Source organism: Mesorhizobium sp. M0771 (genome assembly GCF_040320155.1).
Taxonomy (GTDB): Bacteria; Pseudomonadota; Alphaproteobacteria; order Rhizobiales; family Rhizobiaceae; genus Mesorhizobium.
On the sequence record NZ_JAMYPC010000040.1, the window covers coordinates 1 to 16,692 of the forward strand.

Here is a 16,692-nt window from a genome sequence, read left to right on the forward strand (position 1 = left end):
GGACGACCTGCGCGAGCACAAGAAGCTCGCTCTGCGCCAAGCCGCATGACCAGCATCATGGCCGCCCCATTTTGCAGAACTTGACGCACACAACCCGGGATCGGCAGCGGCAGAAGCGGCGCCAGCCTGGGCAGCCAGCGGTGCTCTTTTTCGACCTGCAAGGCATATGGTGCGGCACTCGGCAGCCGCAGAGTCATATCATTGCCGAGGTGGAAGGTTCGGTTGTCCCAACCGCCAAACGTCACCGGGCTCACCGGCAGATGCCGCCATTGCGGAAACTGCGCGTTGACCAGCCGGCGCACGAGATCGGTATCGATGGTCGGTTTTGGATCAGGCATGTCATCGTCTCAAACTGCCGGAGCGGCATTTCTAGACGATGAAGCTCAATGGGGAAACTCAAGCCCCATCTCCCGGTAGCGTTCGGGGTCGTCGCCCCAGTTTTCACGCACTTTGACGAACAAGAACAGGTGCACTTTCTGCTCGAGAATGCCGGCTATTTCCATGCGCGCCGACTGGCCGATGGCGCGGATGGTCTCGCCCTTGTGGCCGAGCACGATCTTCTTCTGGCTGTCGCGCTCGACATAGATGGTCTGGTCGATGCGCACCGAGCCGTCCGGTTTCTCTTCCCATTTCTCGGTCTCGATATGCGAGGAATAGGGCAACTCCTGATGCAGCCGCAGATACAGCTTCTCGCGGGTGATCTCGGCGGCCAGTTGGCGCATCGGCAGGTCCGAGATCTGGTCTTCCGGATAGTACCAGGGGCCGACCGGCAGCGCTTGCGCGAGATAGTCGAGCAAATCCTTGCAGCCGGAGCCGGTCAGCGCCGAGACCATGAAGGTGCGCTTGAACGGCACCTTTTCGTTTGCTGCCGCAGCCAGGGCCAGCAGCGCCTCGTGCTTGACCCGGTCGACCTTGTTGAGGATCAGCACCATCGGCTGGCGGACGTCCTTCAGCCGCTCGAGGATGGCGTCGGCGTCACCCCTGATGCCGCGCTCGGCATCGATCAGCAGAAGCACGATATCGGCGTCCTTGGCGCCACCCCAGGCGGTGGTCACCATCGCGGTGTCGAGCCGGCGCTTCGGCTTGAAGATGCCGGGCGTATCGACAAAGACGATCTGCGCGTTGTCATGCGTGGCGATGCCGCGCACGATGGCGCGGGTGGTCTGCACCTTGTGGGTGACGATCGACACCTTGGCGCCGACCAGTTGGTTGACCAGCGTCGACTTGCCGGCATTGGGCGCCCCAATCAGGGCAACGAAGCCGGAATGCGTGGCCTCCGCTGCCGGAGGGAGATCTTCGCTGCCGGTCACGCCGCACTCCCTTGGTTGGCCCAGATGCCCTCGCGCATAAGAAACGCCGATGCCGCCGCTTCTTCGGCTGCGCGGCGAGAGCCGCCCGTGCCGCTTGCCGGCGCAAAACCGCCGACCTTCACGGACACCGTGAAAACCGGTTGATGTTCAGGTCCCTCGCGTTTCTCGATCGCGTATTCGGGCCTGACATCGCTGGTCTTGGCGATCCATTCCTGCAGGTCGGATTTCGGATTGGGCGGCTTGGCCACCACCTTTTGCGAGCGCGGCTCCCAGTAACGCAGGACGAATTGCCTTGCGGCATCGAGGCCGCCGTCGATATAGACCGCCGCGATCAGCGCCTCGACCGCATCCGCCAGATAGTTTCCGCCCGAGCCGCGCGAGCGCGCCTTCAAGGCAGCGTCGGCCCGAACCAGATCTTCGAGCTGCATTTCAATGCCGATCTCGGAGCATGTCCGCGCATCGACCAGGGCATTGAAGCGCGGGGCGATTTCACCTTCCGGCGCTTCAGGAAACTTTTCGAAAAGCAGGTCGGCAACGATCAGGCCGAGCACGCGGTCGCCAAGGAATTCGAGGCGCTGGTTGTTGCTGCTTGCCTTGACCGCACTGGAATGGGTCAGCGCGGTCTCGAGCAAACGGACATCCCGGAAGGAATGGCCGGTTTTGGCTGTCACCAAATCGGCCAGAGTTTCACCCGTCGGGCGCTTCAAAGCCATCAATTCACGAAATGGAACAGGCGCGACAGGCGCACCAGCGACGGCCATTTCCAGATCTCGAGCGGGCTCGCCTTCCCGGCGATCGAGAAGAAGACGATGTTAGCGCGGCCGACAAGGTTCTCCGCCGGCACGTAGCCGACGCTGAGGCGGCTGTCGGAGGAATTGTCGCGGTTGTCGCCCATCATGAAATAGTTGCCGGGGGGCACGACGAACTCGCGGGTGTTGTCGGTGATCGAATTCGGTGTCAGGTCGAGCGTGTCGTAGCTGACGCCGTTGGGCAGGGTCTCGCGATAGACGTCGACCGGCTCAGGCACTTCCGTGATATCAGGATTTTGGATCTGGCCGGTTTTCACACGAGGCACGCCCTGGCCGTTGATGAACAATTGGCCGTCCTTCATCTGGATCTTGTCCCCCGGCAGGCCGACGACGCGCTTGATGTAGTCGAGCGACGGATCCGGCGGGAACTTGAAGACCACCACGTCGCCGCGCTTCGGATCGGAACCCCAGATGCGGCCGGAAAAGATGTCGGGGCCGAATGGCAGCGAATAACGCGAGAAGCCGTAGGACCATTTGGTGACGAACAGATAGTCGCCTTCGAGCAAGGTCGGCCGCATAGAGCCGGACGGGATCGAGAAGGGCTGGAATAGCAACGTGCGGATGACCATGGCCAGCAGCAAAGCCTGGATGATGACGCTGACGATTTCGCCAAGCCCGCCGGATTTCTTCTCGGATTTTTCAGCCACGCTCATGTCGTCCTCGATTGTGCGTTGGATGGTATAGAGTCTCGGCGCGCGCTGGGCAACGTCAAGTCGGCGTTAGATAGCGGTCGTCTGATGCAATCAATGTGGCGCTTGTTCGGCGGGCAACGCCTCGATGATCACAAAGGCTTGAGCAAGCGGGAAATCATCGGTGATTGTGAGGTGGATCGCCGCTCTGTGCCCCTGTGGCAGGATTTTGGCCAGCCGTGCCGCCGCTCCCCCGGTCAGCGCCATCGTCGGCGCGCCGCTGGGCAGGTTGGCGACCCCCATGTCGCGCCAGAACACGCCCTGCGCCAGGCCGGTGCCAAGCGCCTTGGCGCAGGCCTCCTTGGCGGCGAAGCGCTTGGCATAGGAGGCTGCGCGGCCCTTGCGGCCTTCCGAGCGGACCTGTTCGACCTCGGTGTAGATGCGCTGGATGAAGCGCTGACCATGCCGTTCCAGCGACTTTTCGATGCGTCTGATGTCGATCAGGTCGCTGCCGATGCCGATGATCATTCCGCCGGAACTTCCCGTCCGCGGTGCTCGGCCTTATGCGCCCGCTCTGCCATGCGCTTCCTGCGCTGCTCGCGAAAGGCTGTCATCCCCCAGCGGGTGATACCGTAGAAGATCAGCCCGAAGATCAGGCCGAGCGGCACAGCGCCGATCAGCATCGGCTCGAGCACCGGATGCCACAGTTTTGCAAACGACAGCGTGTGCATCATCTCACCAAGATGCGCAGGCGGTCCGTTCTTGGGCAGGCGTTCATGCAGGATCAGCTTGCCGACTTCCCAGGACGCTCCCCACAGCAGCGGGAAAGTCAGCGGATTGCCGAAGAATACCGCGCCGAGGGCGGCGGCCACCAGATTGCCGGCGACCACCCAGCAGAGCACGGCGGCGACGGCGAAATGGAAGCCGAGCGGAAAGAAGGAGGCGAAAACGCCGGCCGCGACGCCGGCCGCGACCGCATGCGGTGTCGCCTTCAGCCGCAGGATGCGCTTGGAGAAATATTGCAACGAGCGCGAAAACGAGCGGCGCGGCCACAGATAGGTACGCACCCGCTCCAGAATGCCATCAGGCTTTCGGCGTCGAAAAAGCACTCTGTTCCAGTTCCCGGTTCGTCACGCCCAAATTGCAACCATCCCTGGCCGGGCGCGGTCGCTCCATCTTGCGCTTCGAGGGCGCAGAAAGGCAACAACGACTTTGATATAGCGACTGCCTTGCGGCGGAACAATGAAACGCCGCCGCGATGGTCTGCCGCAGGCGGGTAACGATGGTCTGCCGCAGGCGGGTAACAAGAGCGCCATTGGGGCGAAACTGAGGACAATATCGATGAAAGCTCCCTGACGACGGCAATGTCCGCGCGAAGACGACGCCGAGGCGGATAGACTATTCCCGATATTCGCTGACTTCGACCAAATTGCTGTCCGGATCGCGGAAATAGACCGACATCATCTTACCGCGGGCGCCGGTGCGCTCGACCGGGCCGACTTCGATGGCAACGCCGTTGGCTTCCAGACTGGCGCAAATCTCGGCAAGCGGCCTTGCGGCGATCAGGCAGAAATCGCCGGACCCAGGCATCGGCGTCTTGGCTTTCGGTTCGAAAGTGTGCGTTGCCTGATGCAGATTGATCTTCTGCGATCCGAACAGCAACCCCGTCGGCCGGTTCGGCTCGTCGAGGCGCTTGAGGCCAAGCACCCGCTGGTAGAAGGCGCAGCTGTCCTCCACCGAGCGGACCGTCAGCACGAAATGATCGATGCCGGCGATCATGGTGATGTCCCCTAAATGTTGCGGCTACCCGGCTTGATCGCCGGGATGTCGGCAAGTTCCGGCGGCAGGCGGTCGGCGGGATAGGCCGGCACCTCATATTCGGCAAGCGCGATCAGCGGCACGCCGACATTGGTCTTGCCGGCCGAGCGGTCGATGATGCAGGCCGCCGCCACGACCTCGGCGCCAATCGCGCGCAGGCAGTCGATGGTTTCGCGGATCGAAAGACCAGTGGTGACGATGTCCTCGACGATGACGACGCGCGATCCCGGCGCGATCTCAAAGCGGCGCAGCCTGAACTCGCCGCCTTCGCGCTCCACCCAGATTGCTGGCACACCGAGATGGCGCGACGTCTCATAGGCCGGGATCAGGCCGCCGATCGCCGGGCCGACGACGTAGTCGACCTTGCCCGGCACCGCCTTGCGGATCTTTTCGGCCAGTGCCTTGCAAAGCCGCTCGGTCTTGTCGGCATGCATGAAGACGCGCGCCTTCTGCAGGAAGACCGGGCTGCGCAGACCCGACGTCAGGATGAAATGTCCCTCCAGAACAGCGCCTGCCTCGCGGAAAATGCCCAGAACTTCGTCGGTATTCATAACTCGCCCCATGTCCATGGTGAATGGTGAATGGTGAATGGTGAATTGGTGAATGGTGAATGGTAGTGAGAACGCCTTCTTTCACTATTCACTATTCACTATTCACTATTCACTATTCACCCATTCACACGCCGCGCATCGCTGACGCTCGAATTATCCTTGAGCTGCGACAGCAGCCGGTTGAGGTGCTTCAGATCCCAGACTTCGAGATCGATCAGCATTTCGGTGAAGTCGGGCGCGGTGCGCACCATCGACAGCGTATGAATGTTGGCGTCGTTGGAGGCAACGACCTGGGCGATGTCGGCGAGCGAGCCCGGCGCGTTGATGGCGGTGACCGAGACGCGCGCCGGAAAGCGCTCCTTGGTCTGCTCGTCAATGTCCCAGCGCACGTCGATCCAGCGCTCCGGCTGGTCGTCGAAGGCCTGCAGCGCCGGCGACTGGATGGGATAGATGGTGATGCCGGTGCCCGGCTGGACAATGCCGACGATGCGGTCGCCAGGCACGGCCCCTTCCGGCGCGAAACGCACCGGCAGGTCGCCGCGCACGCCGCGGATCGGCACCGCGCCATCGCGCGGCTGGTCCTTGTCCTTGCGCGCGGCTCGTGTGCCGGGCATCTGGAACAGCATGCCGGCGGCGTTGCGGATCTTCGACCAGCCCTCCTCGCGCTGCTTGGGGGCGCTGACGGTGACGCGCTCGTCCTTGTAGTCTGGGAAGACGGCCTTCATGACGTCGGTCGAGGCAAGTTCGCCGCGCCCGACCGAGGCCAGCACATCCTCGATGTCCTTGCGCGCCAGCCGGTGCAGCACCGGCTTCAGGCTTTCCTTGGTGAAGGTCTTGCCGGCGCGTTCGAAGGCGCGCTCGAGAATGCGGGCACCAAGACCTGAATATTGCTTGCGAATGGCGTTCTTGGTGGCGCGGCGGATGGCTGAACGCGCCTTGCCGGTGACCACCACCGACTCCCACGCCGCCGGCGGCACTTGCGCCTTGGAGCGGATGATCTCGACCTCGTCGCCGTTCTTCAGTTCCGTCATTAGCGGCATGATGCGGCCGTTGACCTTGGCACCGACGCAGGTGTCGCCGACATCGGTGTGCACGGCATAGGCGAAGTCGATGGGCGTGGCGCCGCGCGGCAGCGCAATCAGCATGCCTTTCGGCGTGAAGCAGAATACCTGGTCCTGGAACAGCTCCAGCTTGGTATTTTCGAGGAAGTCTTCCGGGTTGTCGCCTTCTGCCAGTTGCTCGATGGTGCGCCGCAGCCAGGCATAGGCGTTGGTCTCCTTCGAGATCGCATGGGCGGCGCCGTTCGTCTTGCCGCCGGTGTCCTTGTAGATCGAATGGGCGGCGACGCCATATTCGGCGATCTTGTTCATCTCGCGGGTGCGGATCTGCAGTTCGACGCGCTGGCGCGACGGGCCGACAATGGTGGTGTGGATCGAACGGTAGTCGTTCTGCTTGGGCGTAGAAATGTAGTCCTTGAAGCGGCCAGGCACCATCGACCATGTGGTGTGGATGGCGCCGAGCGCGCGGTAACAGTCTTCGACGCTGTCGACGACGACGCGGAAGCCGAAGATGTCCGAGAGCTGCTCGAAGGACAGCGCCTTGGCCTCCATCTTGCGGAACACCGACCACGGCTTCTTCTGCCGGCTCTTCACCCCGGCATTGATGGCATGCTTCTCGAACAGCGCCGACAGCGCCTTTTCGATGTCGGTCAGCACACCCTTGTTGCGCTCGAATATCTCGGCAAGCCGCGCGGTGACGGCGCGGTAGGCTTCCGGATTGATGAAGCGGAAGGCGATCTCTTCCAGCTCCTCACGCATGCCTTGCATGCCCATGCGCCCGGCCAGCGGCGCGTAGATGTCCATCGTCTCCTCGGCGATGCGCAGGCGCTTGGCCTCGGGCATGTGGTCGAGGGTGCGCATGTTGTGCAGCCGGTCGGCGAGCTTGACCAGCAGAACGCGGACATCCTCCGAGATGGCCAGCAACAGCTTGCGCAGGTTTTCCGCCTGCTCGGCCTTCTTGGAGACGAGATCGAGCTTCTTCAGCTTGGTCAGGCCTTCGACCAGCTTGCCCATTTCGGGGCCGAACAGATCGTCGATCTCGGCCCGCGTCGCGGTGGTGTCCTCGATCGTGTCATGCAGCAAGGCGACGGCGATCGTCGCCTCGTCCATGTGCATTTCGGTGAGGATGGCGGCGACTTCGAGCGGATGCGAGAAATAGGGATCGCCGGAAGCGCGCTTCTGGTGGCCATGCTTCTGCATGGCGTAGACATAGGCCTTGTTGAGCAACGCCTCGTTGACGTCAGGCTTGTAGCGCGCAACGCGCTCGACAAGCTCATACTGACGCATCATGGGCGGGTTCTCACGGTGCTGAAATGATTGATGCGCCGCACTGATGTACGGCGCATCTCATAGATAGCCACGAAACTCACGGGACGGAAGTGCCGGAACCATATTCCCGGCAGGTCCAGGGCAGCGATTAGTAGTCGTCGCTCTTTTCCGGGGGAACCAGGCCCTCGATGCCGGCCAAAAGGTCTTCCTCGGTCATGCGATCGAAGGTGACGTTTTCTTCGGCGTCGTCGGCATCGGTAGCTGCAACTGCGTTGCCGGTCTGGTCGGCGATCGCCTCGCCGTCGGCCTCGGGCTCGTCGACCTCGACATGCTTCTGCAGCGAGTGGATCAGATCTTCCTTGAGGTCGTCGGGCGACAGCGTCTCGTCGGCGATCTCGCGCAGCGCTACGACCGGGTTCTTGTCGTTGTCGCGGGGCACGGTGATCGGCGCGCCCTGGCTGATCTGGCGGGCACGGTGGCCGGCGAGCAGCACGAGCTCGAAGCGGTTGTCGACCTTGTCGATGCAGTCTTCAACGGTTACGCGGGCCATTGATTGCCCCTTTCATGCCTGGATTTGATGGAAAACAGGCGCGGTCCATAACCCGAACGCCGCCAAAATACAAGCATTATGGCGCCGTGGCCCCATCGGCTGGCGAATGCCAGTCTCTGGCGCCGGTGAATGCCTTGCCGGCAAAGCCCGCCTACCGGCGACGACACGGCTCCGATCACAATTGCTTGCAGTGCGCCCCGGCACCCTTGGATTGCCGTAAAACTGGCGCTATCTCGGTTGACGAAAGGTCAGCCGGTTTATTTACGAGCCGACCGATATAACGACCCATTTCGATTAGTCCGCCACCTATTTCGAAAAAGGAATATTGCCATGTTCGACCCCCGTGAAAAAATCGCTCTTTTCATAGACGGCGCCAATCTCTACGCCACCTCGCGCGCACTCGGCTTCGACATAGACTACCGCAAACTGCTGTCCAGCTTCCAGAAGCGCGGCTATTTGCTGCGGGCCTATTACTACACCGCTCTGGTCGAGGATCAGGAATACTCTTCGATCCGTCCCCTGATCGACTGGCTCGACTATAATGGCTTCAAGGTGGTGACCAAGCCGGCCAAGGAGTTCACCGACTCGACCGGCCGCCGCAAGATCAAGGGCAATATGGACATCGAACTGACCGTCGATGCGCTCGAACTTGCCGATGTCGTCGACCACTATGTCATCTTCTCCGGCGACGGCGATTTCCGCACACTGGTCGAAGCGCTACAGCGGCGCGGCCGCAAGGTCTCGATCGTCTCGACCATGGCCTCGCAACCGCCGATGATCTCGGACGATCTGCGCCGCCAGGCCGACCATTTCATCGATTTGACCTCGCTGAAGAACGAGGTCGGCCGCGATCCCTCCGAACGGCCGGTGCGCAGGCCCGAGCCGGCCGAAGTCGAAGAGGAAGACTATTGACGGCGGCGGCCTTGGAGGCCGCTCCCGAACCCGACCGCGACTGCCCCCTCTGCCCACGCCTGCATGATTTCATCTCAGACTGGCGACGGCGCGAGCCGTCGTGGTTCAACGCGCCGGTGCCGACCTTCCTGCCGCCTGATGGCGAGGACGCCGTCGAGCTGCTGATCGTCGGGCTGGCGCCCGGCCTGCGCGGCGCCAACCGCACCGGGCGACCGTTCACCGGCGACTATGCCGGCGACCTGCTCTACTCAACGATGATCGCTCACGGTTTTGCCCGCGGCGAGTTCAAGGCGCGGCCGGATGACGGGCTCGAACTGATCGGCACCGCGATCACCAATGCGGTGCGCTGCGTGCCGCCGGAGAACAAGCCGGTCGGCGCCGAGATCTCCACTTGCCGCAGCTTTCTGGTGCCGACGATCGCGCGCTTTCCAAAATTGCGCGCCGTGCTGGCGCTGGGCTCGATCGCCCACCAGTCGACCGTCAGGGCGCTCGGTCAGCGCGTCGCTGCCTATCCGTTCAAGCACGGCGGTCGGTTGCCGGCCGGCGGCGTCACGCTGTTTTCCAGCTATCATTGCTCGCGCTACAACACCAACACTGGGGTGCTGACCGAAGCGATGTTCGTCAAGGTATTCAGCGAGATCGCGTCGTTCCTGCGGAACTAGACGCTGCCTCTCAAATCCCTCGAGCACGATCTTGCCCTTGGCCTTGCCGGTCTCGATCAGCGCATGGGCGCGCTTCAGATTGGCGGCATTGATTGGGCCGAACGTCTCGCCCAGCCTGGTGCGGATGGTGCCGGCGTCGACAAGGCGCGCCAGTTCGTTGAGATGTTCGCCCTGCGCGGCCATATCGGGCGTTTCATACAGCGAGCGGGTGAACATCGGCTCCCAGTGGACCGAAACGCTCTTGCGACCCAGTCGCGGGTTTCGGGCCGCGATGCGGTGGCGATCACCGTCAGATCGGTCAGCTGGCGCGCGAGCTGGACCGCGATCGACCCGACGCCGCCGGCGCCGCCGACGATCAGGATGGTGTTCGCGGCGCCGATGACTAGCTTCTTCACATTGAGGCGGTCGAACAACGCCTCGAAGGCTGTGATCGCCGTCGTCGGCAGTGCTGCCGCCTGCGCATAGCCGAGCGAGCCAGACTGGGCTCATCGCCCGCAAGGTCTATGCGCAGATGCCGCCGAAGGTCGAGTACAGCCCGACGCCTCGTGGCCGAAGCCTGGAGCCCGTGATCACCGTGCTGAAGGTCTGGGGCGATGCGAATGTGACGCTGGCGCCGGAGGTTTCCCAGGCCGCTTGAAGCGGAGGCGTGGCAACCGCTTGCGTTGGTCCGGCCCTCACACCGGCAGCAGCGCGTCCGGCTTCACGTCCGATATCGACGCATAGGTGTGCGTTTCCCTGACACCCGGCAACGGCAGGATCACGCGCTTCAAAAAATCCTGATAAGCGGCCATTTCTGAAATGCGCGCCTTCACCAGATAGTCGAAGCCGCCAACGACCATGTGGCATTCCAGCACTTCGGGAGCTTTCGCCACCGCTTCGGCGAAACGGTCGAACACATGCGGCGCCGCCTGGTCGAGCCTGACTTCGATGAAGACAAGCGTGCCACGGCCGATCTTTTGCGGGTTGAGCACAGCCCGGACCGCGGTGATGAAACCGTCACGAAACAGGCGCTTCACCCGCTGGCTGGTGCCGGTCGGCGACAGGCCGACGCGGGCGGCGAGATCGAGCGTGGTGCGACGCCCATCCTCCTGCAACAACCGCAGCAGGCTGCGGTCGATGGCATCAAGTTGGTCGGATTCATGATTCACGTTCATGGCTCCTCTATTGTGTGAAATTCACGCCCAGATCGCGATAACAGCCTATTTTGTCGCACCATTTTCAACAATAGGCTGAGCTTTCTACGAGAGCCGTCTGGAGGAAGAATCCTCCGCTGGCAGAATCGAGCGGGACAAGAATGCGCGTGACAGAGGACCTAAACACAAAGCCGGCAATTCTTGCGGGCCTCGCCATGATCGGTATTTACGCCGTGCAGTTCGTCGCAGCCCGCTTTAGCCTGCGGGAGCATCTTACGGCGACGGATGTCGCGACCTTGCGCTTTGTCGGCGCCGGACTGGTCATGCTACCGGTTGTCTGGCGCGGCGGCCTGTCAGCCAGCAAAGCGTTGGGCTGGCGGCGCGCCCTGGCGCTGGCGGCGCTGGCCGGACTGCCCTACCCGATCATCATCAACTGGGGCCTCACCTACGCACCCGCCGCGCATGGCGCGGCACTTTGCCCAGCCTCGATCGTGTTCTTCTCGTTCGTGCTGTCGCACCTCGCCACGACGGACAAGGCCTCGCGCCAGCAAACCATCGGCGTCGCCGCCATCATCGCCGGGCTGATCCTGTTCATTGCGCCAGCGCACACCGGTGGCGGTATGAAGGATGTCTTCTCCGGTGATCTGCTGTTCATCGCATCGGGCGCGATGTTTGCCGCTTATGCCGTTCTTGTGCGGCGCTGGCGCGTCGATCCGATTGCGGCGACCGTAACCGTGGTGCTGCTGTCATGCCTGCCGCTGCCGCTTCTCTATCTCTTCGTACCGAGCGGCCTTCATAGCGCGGCAGCCGGCGAAATCGCCAGCCAGATCGTCATCCAGGGATTTCTGGCCGGTGCGGCCGCCATGTTCCTCTACACCTATGTCGTTCGAAAGCTGGGCTCACAGACGGCATCGCTGTTCATGCCCTGCGTGCCGATCGCAACGGTCATGATCGCGATGACGGTGCTCGGCGAGACGCCGACCGGCACCCAGTTCGCCGCCATCTTGATCATGGCCGCAGGGATGGCCTTTTCGGCTCTTTCCAGACCTGTGGCCAAGCCTACATGAGACTGCGGCTAGCCAAAGCGAATGCTTGCCTGATCCGTTCAGGGCGATGGAGGCGTTTGCGAAGAGACCTGTCCGGGCGCGGCAAACAACTCGGCCAGCGTTTGCTGCCCGCCCTGCAGTACGTTCAGATCGACATCGCCGACGATGCCGTCGACGCGGCCCATATTGTGGTACTGCCAGTAGATCCAGTCGTTGCGACCTGGCTCCAGGAGCAACGAGCGACGCCAGAGCGGGCGAACGTCGATTTTCCCGGCATAGGCGTCCTCGGCCTCGTCGGTCAGGTAGATGATCGCCGGCTTGCCGAACGCAGCTTCAACCGGTCCGAGGAAGGCCTGGAGTTCCGCGCTCAGCTGCTCCGGCGACGGGCGTTGCGGGCAGTTGCCGCCGAATTCGATGTCGACGACCGGCGGCAGCAGCGGCTGGTCGTGCGGCACCACCGCGATGAAATTTTTCGCCTGGTCGGCGCCCGGCCGGCAGAAGGTGAAGAAGTGATAGGCGCCGACGGCAAGTCCGGCCGCGCGCGCCTCGCGCAGGTTTTTGGCGAAGGCATCGTCGACATGGTCGCCGCCCTCGGTCGCCTTGATGACAGCGAAGGCGACATCGTCGGCGGCAACGCGGCGCCAGTCGATTTCACCCTGATGATGGGAAACGTCGATACCCCTGACCGGATAGCTGTCACGATCGGGCGAGAAGGTCCGGAAATAGAAGAAGCCGCCTGCCGCGACGAGGCCGGCAAAGACCAGACTGGCCGCACCCCAGAGGATGATCCGGTTCTTCAAACCTTTCCCCATCGTGTGTCGCTGGAAACTTGAAAGCCGATGTGGCTTTTGTGGGGCTGTGGCTCGAGGTTCTTAGCCTCGCTCCTTCATAAGCCGGCCCTTTTCGCGCGACCAGTCGCGCTGCTTTTCTGTCTCGCGCTTGTCGTGCAGTTTCTTGCCGCGGCCGACGGCGAGCAGCAGCTTGGCACGGCCCTGGTCGTTGAAGTAGATTTTCAGCGGCACCAGCGTCATGCCTTCGCGGTCGATGCTCTGCGCCAGTTTTGCCATCTCGCGCTTGTTGAGCAGCAGCTTGCGGCGCCGTCTGGGCTCATGGTTGAAGCGGTTGGCCTGCAGGTATTCCGGCAGATAGGAATTGATCAGCCAGATCTCGCCGCCCTCCACCGAGGCGTAGCTGTCCTGGATGTTGGCCTGGCCCTGGCGCAGCGACTTGACCTCGGTGCCGGTCAGCACCAGGCCGGCCTCGACGGTGTCGAGCACCTCATAGGAAAACCGCGCCTTGCGGTTTTCCGCAACGGTTTTGTTGTTTGGATCGGCTTTTCTGACCTGGTTCATGATGCGGAGAGGTGGCGCCTCATCCTCAATTTATCAAGCCGGCGTGCTTCATCGCCGCATCGATCTTCTCGGCGGTCGACGCCTCGATGGTCACCAGCGGCGAGCGCACCACGTTCTCGACCTTGCCAATCTTCCACAGCGCGTATTTGACGCCGCACAGGCCGGGCTCAAGGAAGATGGCCTTGTGCAGCGGCAGCAGACGGTCCTGCAATTCCAGCGCCTTGGCGCTGTCACCGGACAGTGTGGCTTCCTGGAATTCGGCGCACAGCCGCGGCGCGACATTCGACGTCACCGAGATGCAGCCGACACCGCCATGAGCGTTGAAGCCGAGGGCAGAGGCATCCTCACCTGAAAGCTGGATGAACTCCTTGCCGCAGGTGGCGCGCTGTTCGGACACGCGCTCGACCTTGCCGGTGGCATCCTTGACGCCGACGATGTTCTTGAAGTCGTGCGCCAGCCTGCCCATCGTCTCCGGCATCATGTCGATCACCGAGCGCGGCGGGATGTTGTAAATGATGATCGGCAGCTTGGTCGCCCTGGCGACGGCAGCGAAATGCTCGTACAAGCCGCGCTGTGTTGGCTTGTTGTAATAAGGCGTGACGACCAGAGCGGCGTCGGCGCCCGCCTGCTCGGCATACTGCACCAGACCGACCGCTTCAGCGGTGTTGTTTGAGCCGGCGCCGGCGACGACCGGAGCGCGGCCCTTGGCCACATCGATGCAGACCTTGACGACATGGCGATGCTCGTCATGCGACAGCGTCGGCGACTCTCCGGTGGTGCCGACCGGGACGAGGCCCGTCGTGCCCTCGCCAAGTTGCCATTCGACGAAGGCGCGAAAGGCTTTCTCGTCGAAACGTCCGCTCTTTTCGAACGGCGTCACGAGCGCAGTAAGCGAGCCTCTCAGCATGTCGTCCAACTCCTTGGAACTTGTTTGTTTATGCGTGTCATCGTCCCAAAACCGGTTCCCGCTTTTGGGCGACATGCATCGGGCGCCTTCTAGCCGAAAGCGAAGCCGCGCACCATAGTCTCGACACTGTTGCGCGGCAAGCATGCCGATGGTGCCAGCAAGCGCAATTCGAACGGCCTCGATAACCCTTTGTTTACGAGCTCTTCACGACCTAAGTCTAGGCTCTCGGGCACCTGGGCTTGCCATCTAAAGTGCCGCAACAGGGAAAGATCAGGATCATGCCGGCCAGTCGGCCACTCCGCTTCATATTGCTTGGCGCCGTTGCCCTGCTGATAGTGGGGACGGCGGCAAACGAGAGCGTCGACGAGCAGACGACCTCATCGATCCCGATGCCTGACATGCAAGATGGAGCGCAGACCGATGCGCCCTCCGCCAATATCGCCGTGTTGAAAGGCAGTCTCGATGCGTTGGCGACCGGCGATATCGCCGCGGCACGAGCGGTGCGCGAAACATTGCCGGCCAGTTCGCTGGACCGCCATATCCTGGCCTGGGCGATCGCGCTCTATGGCGGCGACCGTGTGCCGAGCAGCGAGATTGCCGATACCGCAAAGATGTTGCCGAATTGGCCGGGCACCATCGCTCTGCGCAAGAACAGCGAGCGCGCGCTTTATCGCGAAAACCCCTCGCCGCAGACCGTGGTGAAAGCCTTTGACGGCAGCCAGCCGCTGACCTTTCAAGGCGTGGTCATCCTTGCCCGTTCTTATTTAGCTCTTGGCAACACCAAGGCTGCGCTTTCCGTGCTGTCGCCATTCTGGCGCACCGAGAAGCTGGAAGCCAGGGACGAGGCGGCCGTCAGCAAGGAGTTTGGCGCCATCATTCCGGCTGCCGACCATCGTTTCCGCATGGAACGGATGTTTTATGCCGACCGGGAGAATTCGGCGCTGCGGGTCGCAGCCCTTGCCGGCGCGCAACCGCTGGCCGATGCCTGGGCCGCCGCCTCGCGTGGCGACAAGAACGCGGCCAAGCTGTTGAAAGCAGTGCCTGCCGCACAGCAATCGGCCGGCTATTTCTTCGCGCAAGCCGAATATCTGCGCAAGCAGCGGAAGTTTGCGGACGCCGCCGCGGTGGTAATGAAAGCGCCAACGAACCGCGACGCGCTGGTCGATCCCGATGCCTGGTGGGTCGAGCGCCGCGTGCTGTCGCGCGCACTGGTCGACCAGGGCGACTGGAAGACCGCCTACAAGATCGTTGCCGCGCATGCCGCCGAAAGCCCCGCCAGCGCCGCCGAGGCCGAATTCCACGCCGGCTGGTATGCGTTGCGCGGCCTCAACGATCCTGCGACGGCCTCGACCCATTTTGCCCGCATCGCCGATCTCGCGCAGGGACCGATGTCGCTGTCACGCGCCTATTACTGGCTTGGCCGCGCGGCGGAAGTCGGCGGTCCCGGCAATGCGAAGGATTATTTCACCAAGGCGGCAGCCTATGGCACCACTTTCTACGGGCAGTTGGCGGCGGAACGGGTTGGCTTGCGCACGCTGAACATCGTCTATCCCGAGCCAAGCACTGCCGACCGCCAAAGCTTTGACGGCCGCGAAGCCGTCAGCGCCATCAAGCGGCTGCAGGAGGCGGGCTACGACCGCTATGCCGAGACGCTTTACCGCGACCTCGCCGGGCAGTTGACCAGCCCCGGCGAGCTGGCGCTGCTTGCGGTGCTGGCGGAAAAGCAGGGCAATCATTTCATGGCGCTGAAGATCGGCAAGATCGCCGGCGCGCGCGGCATCGATGTCGGCGCGCTGTCGCATCCGCTGGGCGTCATTCCCGACACCGCCGACATATCCGGCTCGGGCAAGGCGCTGGCCTATGCGATCGCCCGCCAGGAAAGCGAATTCAATGTCGGCGCCGTCTCCAGCGCCGGCGCGCGCGGCCTGCTGCAGCTGATGCCGGGCACCGCCAAGCAATTGGCGAAGAAGGCAGGACTGAGCTTTTCCCAGGATCGGCTGACCAGCGATGCCGGTTACAATGCGACGCTGGGGGCTGCCTTCCTTGGCGAGCAGCTCGACCGCTTCGGCGGCTCCTATGTGCTGACCTTCGCCGGCTACAATGCCGGCCCTAACCGCGCCAGCCAATGGGTAGCCAAGTACGGCGACCCGCGCGGCAAGGGCATCGACGCCGTCGTCGACTGGATCGAGCGAATTCCCTACACCGAAACAAGAAGTTACGTGCAGCGCGTGATGGAGAATTACGAGGTCTACAAGATGCGCATTTCGGGGAAGTACGATATCGTTGGGGATTTGGTGAACGGAAGAGGCTGAGGCCGCAGAGCTGTCGCCACGGGCAGACGTTGGCGATCCTTCGCGCCCCCTTGCCGGCCATCTCCCCCACGAGTGGGGAGATCAGCTGTCATTGCCGATTCCGCCGATCTCCAACGTCGAAGGAAGGGCGTAGCGCCTGAACCGCCAATCTCCCCCTCGTGGGCATAGGCGCTAAGATAGCTTTGGCATGGACTGAAACTTGCGCTTTCGTGGTGGTTCGCGCCAGCGATATCGCAAGGCATGGAGTTTTTGGCGCAGGGCCGCCAAGGAAGGTTGAGGAAAGATGGTCGCGATCAGAGAGGCGACGATCTGGCGGGTTGCGCGCCACAGCAGCGGGCGCCCGTCGCTCAAGGGGGAGAGACACCCAACTCCTG

Annotated in this window: 19 protein-coding genes and 2 pseudogenes; 5 read left to right on the top strand and 16 right to left on the bottom strand. The window is 62.8% G+C overall.

Annotation, left to right across the window (positions count from 1 at the left end; all coding sequences use genetic code 11):
* The 10 genes from NKI05_RS31155 to rpoZ all read right to left on the bottom strand — a co-directional run.
* Positions 1-338 (bottom strand): phosphotransferase (locus NKI05_RS31155; protein WP_352794095.1); only part of this gene is annotated, 338 nt, incomplete at its 3' end.
* Positions 339-383: 45 nt separating this feature from the next.
* Complete coding sequence (gene era, locus NKI05_RS31160) at positions 384-1,310, bottom strand: GTPase Era (protein ID WP_023670243.1); 927 nt, start codon at positions 1,308-1,310, stop codon at positions 384-386.
* Positions 1,307-2,023: a ribonuclease III gene (rnc, locus tag NKI05_RS31165; protein ID WP_023692856.1), complete on the bottom strand. Its 717-nt coding sequence runs from the start codon at positions 2,021-2,023 to the stop codon at positions 1,307-1,309. The genes era and rnc overlap by 4 nt, the downstream gene beginning before the upstream one ends.
* Positions 2,023-2,772, bottom strand: coding sequence for a signal peptidase I (gene lepB, locus NKI05_RS31170; protein WP_023670241.1), 750 nt, complete (start codon positions 2,770-2,772; stop codon positions 2,023-2,025). The genes rnc and lepB overlap by 1 nt, the downstream gene beginning before the upstream one ends.
* Positions 2,773-2,862: 90 nt before the next feature.
* A complete protein-coding gene (gene acpS / locus NKI05_RS31175) occupies positions 2,863-3,276 on the bottom strand; it encodes a holo-ACP synthase (protein ID WP_023670240.1) in 414 nt (137 codons plus the stop codon).
* The gene (locus NKI05_RS31180; protein WP_023709783.1) at positions 3,273-3,857 is read right to left on the bottom strand and encodes a DUF2062 domain-containing protein; all 585 of its coding nucleotides are present in this window, start codon (positions 3,855-3,857) and stop codon (positions 3,273-3,275) included. Before NKI05_RS31180 ends, acpS begins: the two co-directional genes overlap by 4 nt.
* A gap of 289 nt (positions 3,858-4,146) precedes the next feature.
* Entirely contained in the window at positions 4,147-4,527 is a 381-nt protein-coding gene (locus NKI05_RS31185) for a VOC family protein (RefSeq protein ID WP_023702681.1), read from the bottom strand.
* A gap of 11 nt (positions 4,528-4,538) precedes the next feature.
* Positions 4,539-5,117 carry an orotate phosphoribosyltransferase gene (gene pyrE / locus NKI05_RS31190; RefSeq protein ID WP_023816806.1) on the bottom strand — a complete coding sequence of 193 codons (579 nt, stop codon included), beginning with the start codon at positions 5,115-5,117 and terminating at the stop codon, positions 4,539-4,541.
* 116 nt (positions 5,118-5,233) lie between these two features.
* Positions 5,234-7,465 carry a RelA/SpoT family protein gene (locus NKI05_RS31195; protein ID WP_023670236.1) on the bottom strand — a complete coding sequence of 744 codons (2,232 nt, stop codon included), beginning with the start codon at positions 7,463-7,465 and terminating at the stop codon, positions 5,234-5,236.
* Positions 7,466-7,592: 127 nt separating this feature from the next.
* Positions 7,593-7,994 (bottom strand): DNA-directed RNA polymerase subunit omega, encoded by a 402-nt coding sequence (gene rpoZ, locus NKI05_RS31200; RefSeq protein ID WP_023670235.1) that lies wholly within the window; start codon positions 7,992-7,994, stop codon positions 7,593-7,595.
* A gap of 330 nt (positions 7,995-8,324) precedes the next feature.
* On the opposite strand from rpoZ, the gene NKI05_RS31205 reads away from it, so the two are divergent.
* Both NKI05_RS31205 and NKI05_RS31210 read left to right on the top strand, forming a co-directional pair.
* Positions 8,325-8,906: a LabA-like NYN domain-containing protein gene (locus NKI05_RS31205; RefSeq protein WP_023670234.1), complete on the top strand. Its 582-nt coding sequence runs from the start codon at positions 8,325-8,327 to the stop codon at positions 8,904-8,906.
* Complete coding sequence (locus NKI05_RS31210) at positions 8,903-9,568, top strand: uracil-DNA glycosylase (RefSeq protein WP_023743762.1); 666 nt, start codon at positions 8,903-8,905, stop codon at positions 9,566-9,568. The genes NKI05_RS31205 and NKI05_RS31210 overlap by 4 nt, the downstream gene beginning before the upstream one ends.
* A 12-nt stretch (positions 9,569-9,580) precedes the next feature.
* On the opposite strand, the pseudogene NKI05_RS31215 reads toward NKI05_RS31210, so the two are convergent.
* Positions 9,581-10,041 (bottom strand): annotated as a pseudogene (locus NKI05_RS31215) (zinc-binding dehydrogenase); the annotation flags it as partial.
* A gap of 8 nt (positions 10,042-10,049) precedes the next feature.
* Between NKI05_RS31215 and NKI05_RS31220 the strand changes: the two are divergent.
* Positions 10,050-10,205 (top strand): annotated as a pseudogene (locus NKI05_RS31220) (winged helix-turn-helix transcriptional regulator); the annotation flags it as partial.
* Between the two features lie 37 nt (positions 10,206-10,242).
* Here the strand turns inward: NKI05_RS31220 and NKI05_RS31225 are convergent.
* Positions 10,243-10,716: an Lrp/AsnC family transcriptional regulator gene (locus NKI05_RS31225; protein WP_023727560.1), complete on the bottom strand. Its 474-nt coding sequence runs from the start codon at positions 10,714-10,716 to the stop codon at positions 10,243-10,245.
* A 146-nt stretch (positions 10,717-10,862) separates the two neighbouring features.
* Between NKI05_RS31225 and NKI05_RS31230 the strand changes: the two genes are divergently transcribed.
* Positions 10,863-11,768 (top strand): DMT family transporter, encoded by a 906-nt coding sequence (locus NKI05_RS31230; protein WP_023816802.1) that lies wholly within the window; start codon positions 10,863-10,865, stop codon positions 11,766-11,768.
* A gap of 38 nt (positions 11,769-11,806) precedes the next feature.
* On the opposite strand, the gene NKI05_RS31235 is transcribed toward NKI05_RS31230, so the two are convergent.
* The 3 genes from NKI05_RS31235 to dapA form a co-directional block, all read right to left on the bottom strand.
* The gene (locus tag NKI05_RS31235; protein WP_023727559.1) at positions 11,807-12,547 is read right to left on the bottom strand and encodes a glycoside hydrolase family 25 protein; all 741 of its coding nucleotides are present in this window, start codon (positions 12,545-12,547) and stop codon (positions 11,807-11,809) included.
* A 72-nt stretch (positions 12,548-12,619) separates the two neighbouring features.
* Positions 12,620-13,099 (bottom strand): SsrA-binding protein SmpB, encoded by a 480-nt coding sequence (gene smpB, locus NKI05_RS31240; RefSeq protein ID WP_023670226.1) that lies wholly within the window; start codon positions 13,097-13,099, stop codon positions 12,620-12,622.
* Between the two features lie 25 nt (positions 13,100-13,124).
* A complete protein-coding gene (gene dapA, locus NKI05_RS31245; protein WP_352794100.1) occupies positions 13,125-14,006 on the bottom strand; it encodes a 4-hydroxy-tetrahydrodipicolinate synthase in 882 nt (293 codons plus the stop codon).
* Positions 14,007-14,284: 278 nt separating this feature from the next.
* Between dapA and NKI05_RS31250 the strand changes: the two genes are divergently transcribed.
* Entirely contained in the window at positions 14,285-16,318 is a 2,034-nt protein-coding gene (locus NKI05_RS31250) for a lytic transglycosylase domain-containing protein (protein WP_023727557.1), read from the top strand.
* A gap of 171 nt (positions 16,319-16,489) precedes the next feature.
* On the opposite strand, the gene NKI05_RS31255 is transcribed toward NKI05_RS31250, so the two are convergent.
* On the bottom strand, positions 16,490-16,692 hold a 203-nt coding region (locus tag NKI05_RS31255; protein ID WP_352652267.1), incomplete at its 5' end, for a hypothetical protein.

Excerpts from the sequence above, each read along its gene's own strand:
- rnc (WP_023692856.1), bottom strand. The coding sequence starts at position 2,023 with ATGGCTTTGAAGCGCCCGACGGGTGAAACTCTGGCCGATTTGGTGACA.
- lepB (WP_023670241.1), bottom strand. The coding sequence starts at position 2,772 with ATGAGCGTGGCTGAAAAATCCGAGAAGAAATCCGGCGGGCTTGGCGAA.
- acpS (WP_023670240.1), bottom strand. The coding sequence starts at position 3,276 with ATGATCATCGGCATCGGCAGCGACCTGATCGACATCAGACGCATCGAA.
- NKI05_RS31185 (WP_023702681.1), bottom strand. The coding sequence starts at position 4,527 with ATGATCGCCGGCATCGATCATTTCGTGCTGACGGTCCGCTCGGTGGAG.
- pyrE (WP_023816806.1), bottom strand. The coding sequence starts at position 5,117 with ATGAATACCGACGAAGTTCTGGGCATTTTCCGCGAGGCAGGCGCTGTT.
- NKI05_RS31195 (WP_023670236.1), bottom strand. The coding sequence starts at position 7,465 with ATGATGCGTCAGTATGAGCTTGTCGAGCGCGTTGCGCGCTACAAGCCT.
- rpoZ (WP_023670235.1), bottom strand. The coding sequence starts at position 7,994 with ATGGCCCGCGTAACCGTTGAAGACTGCATCGACAAGGTCGACAACCGC.
- NKI05_RS31205 (WP_023670234.1), top strand. The coding sequence starts at position 8,325 with ATGTTCGACCCCCGTGAAAAAATCGCTCTTTTCATAGACGGCGCCAAT.
- NKI05_RS31230 (WP_023816802.1), top strand. The coding sequence starts at position 10,863 with ATGCGCGTGACAGAGGACCTAAACACAAAGCCGGCAATTCTTGCGGGC.
- smpB (WP_023670226.1), bottom strand. The coding sequence starts at position 13,099 with ATGAACCAGGTCAGAAAAGCCGATCCAAACAACAAAACCGTTGCGGAA.
- dapA (WP_352794100.1), bottom strand. The coding sequence starts at position 14,006 with ATGCTGAGAGGCTCGCTTACTGCGCTCGTGACGCCGTTCGAAAAGAGC.
- NKI05_RS31250 (WP_023727557.1), top strand. The coding sequence starts at position 14,285 with ATGCCGGCCAGTCGGCCACTCCGCTTCATATTGCTTGGCGCCGTTGCC.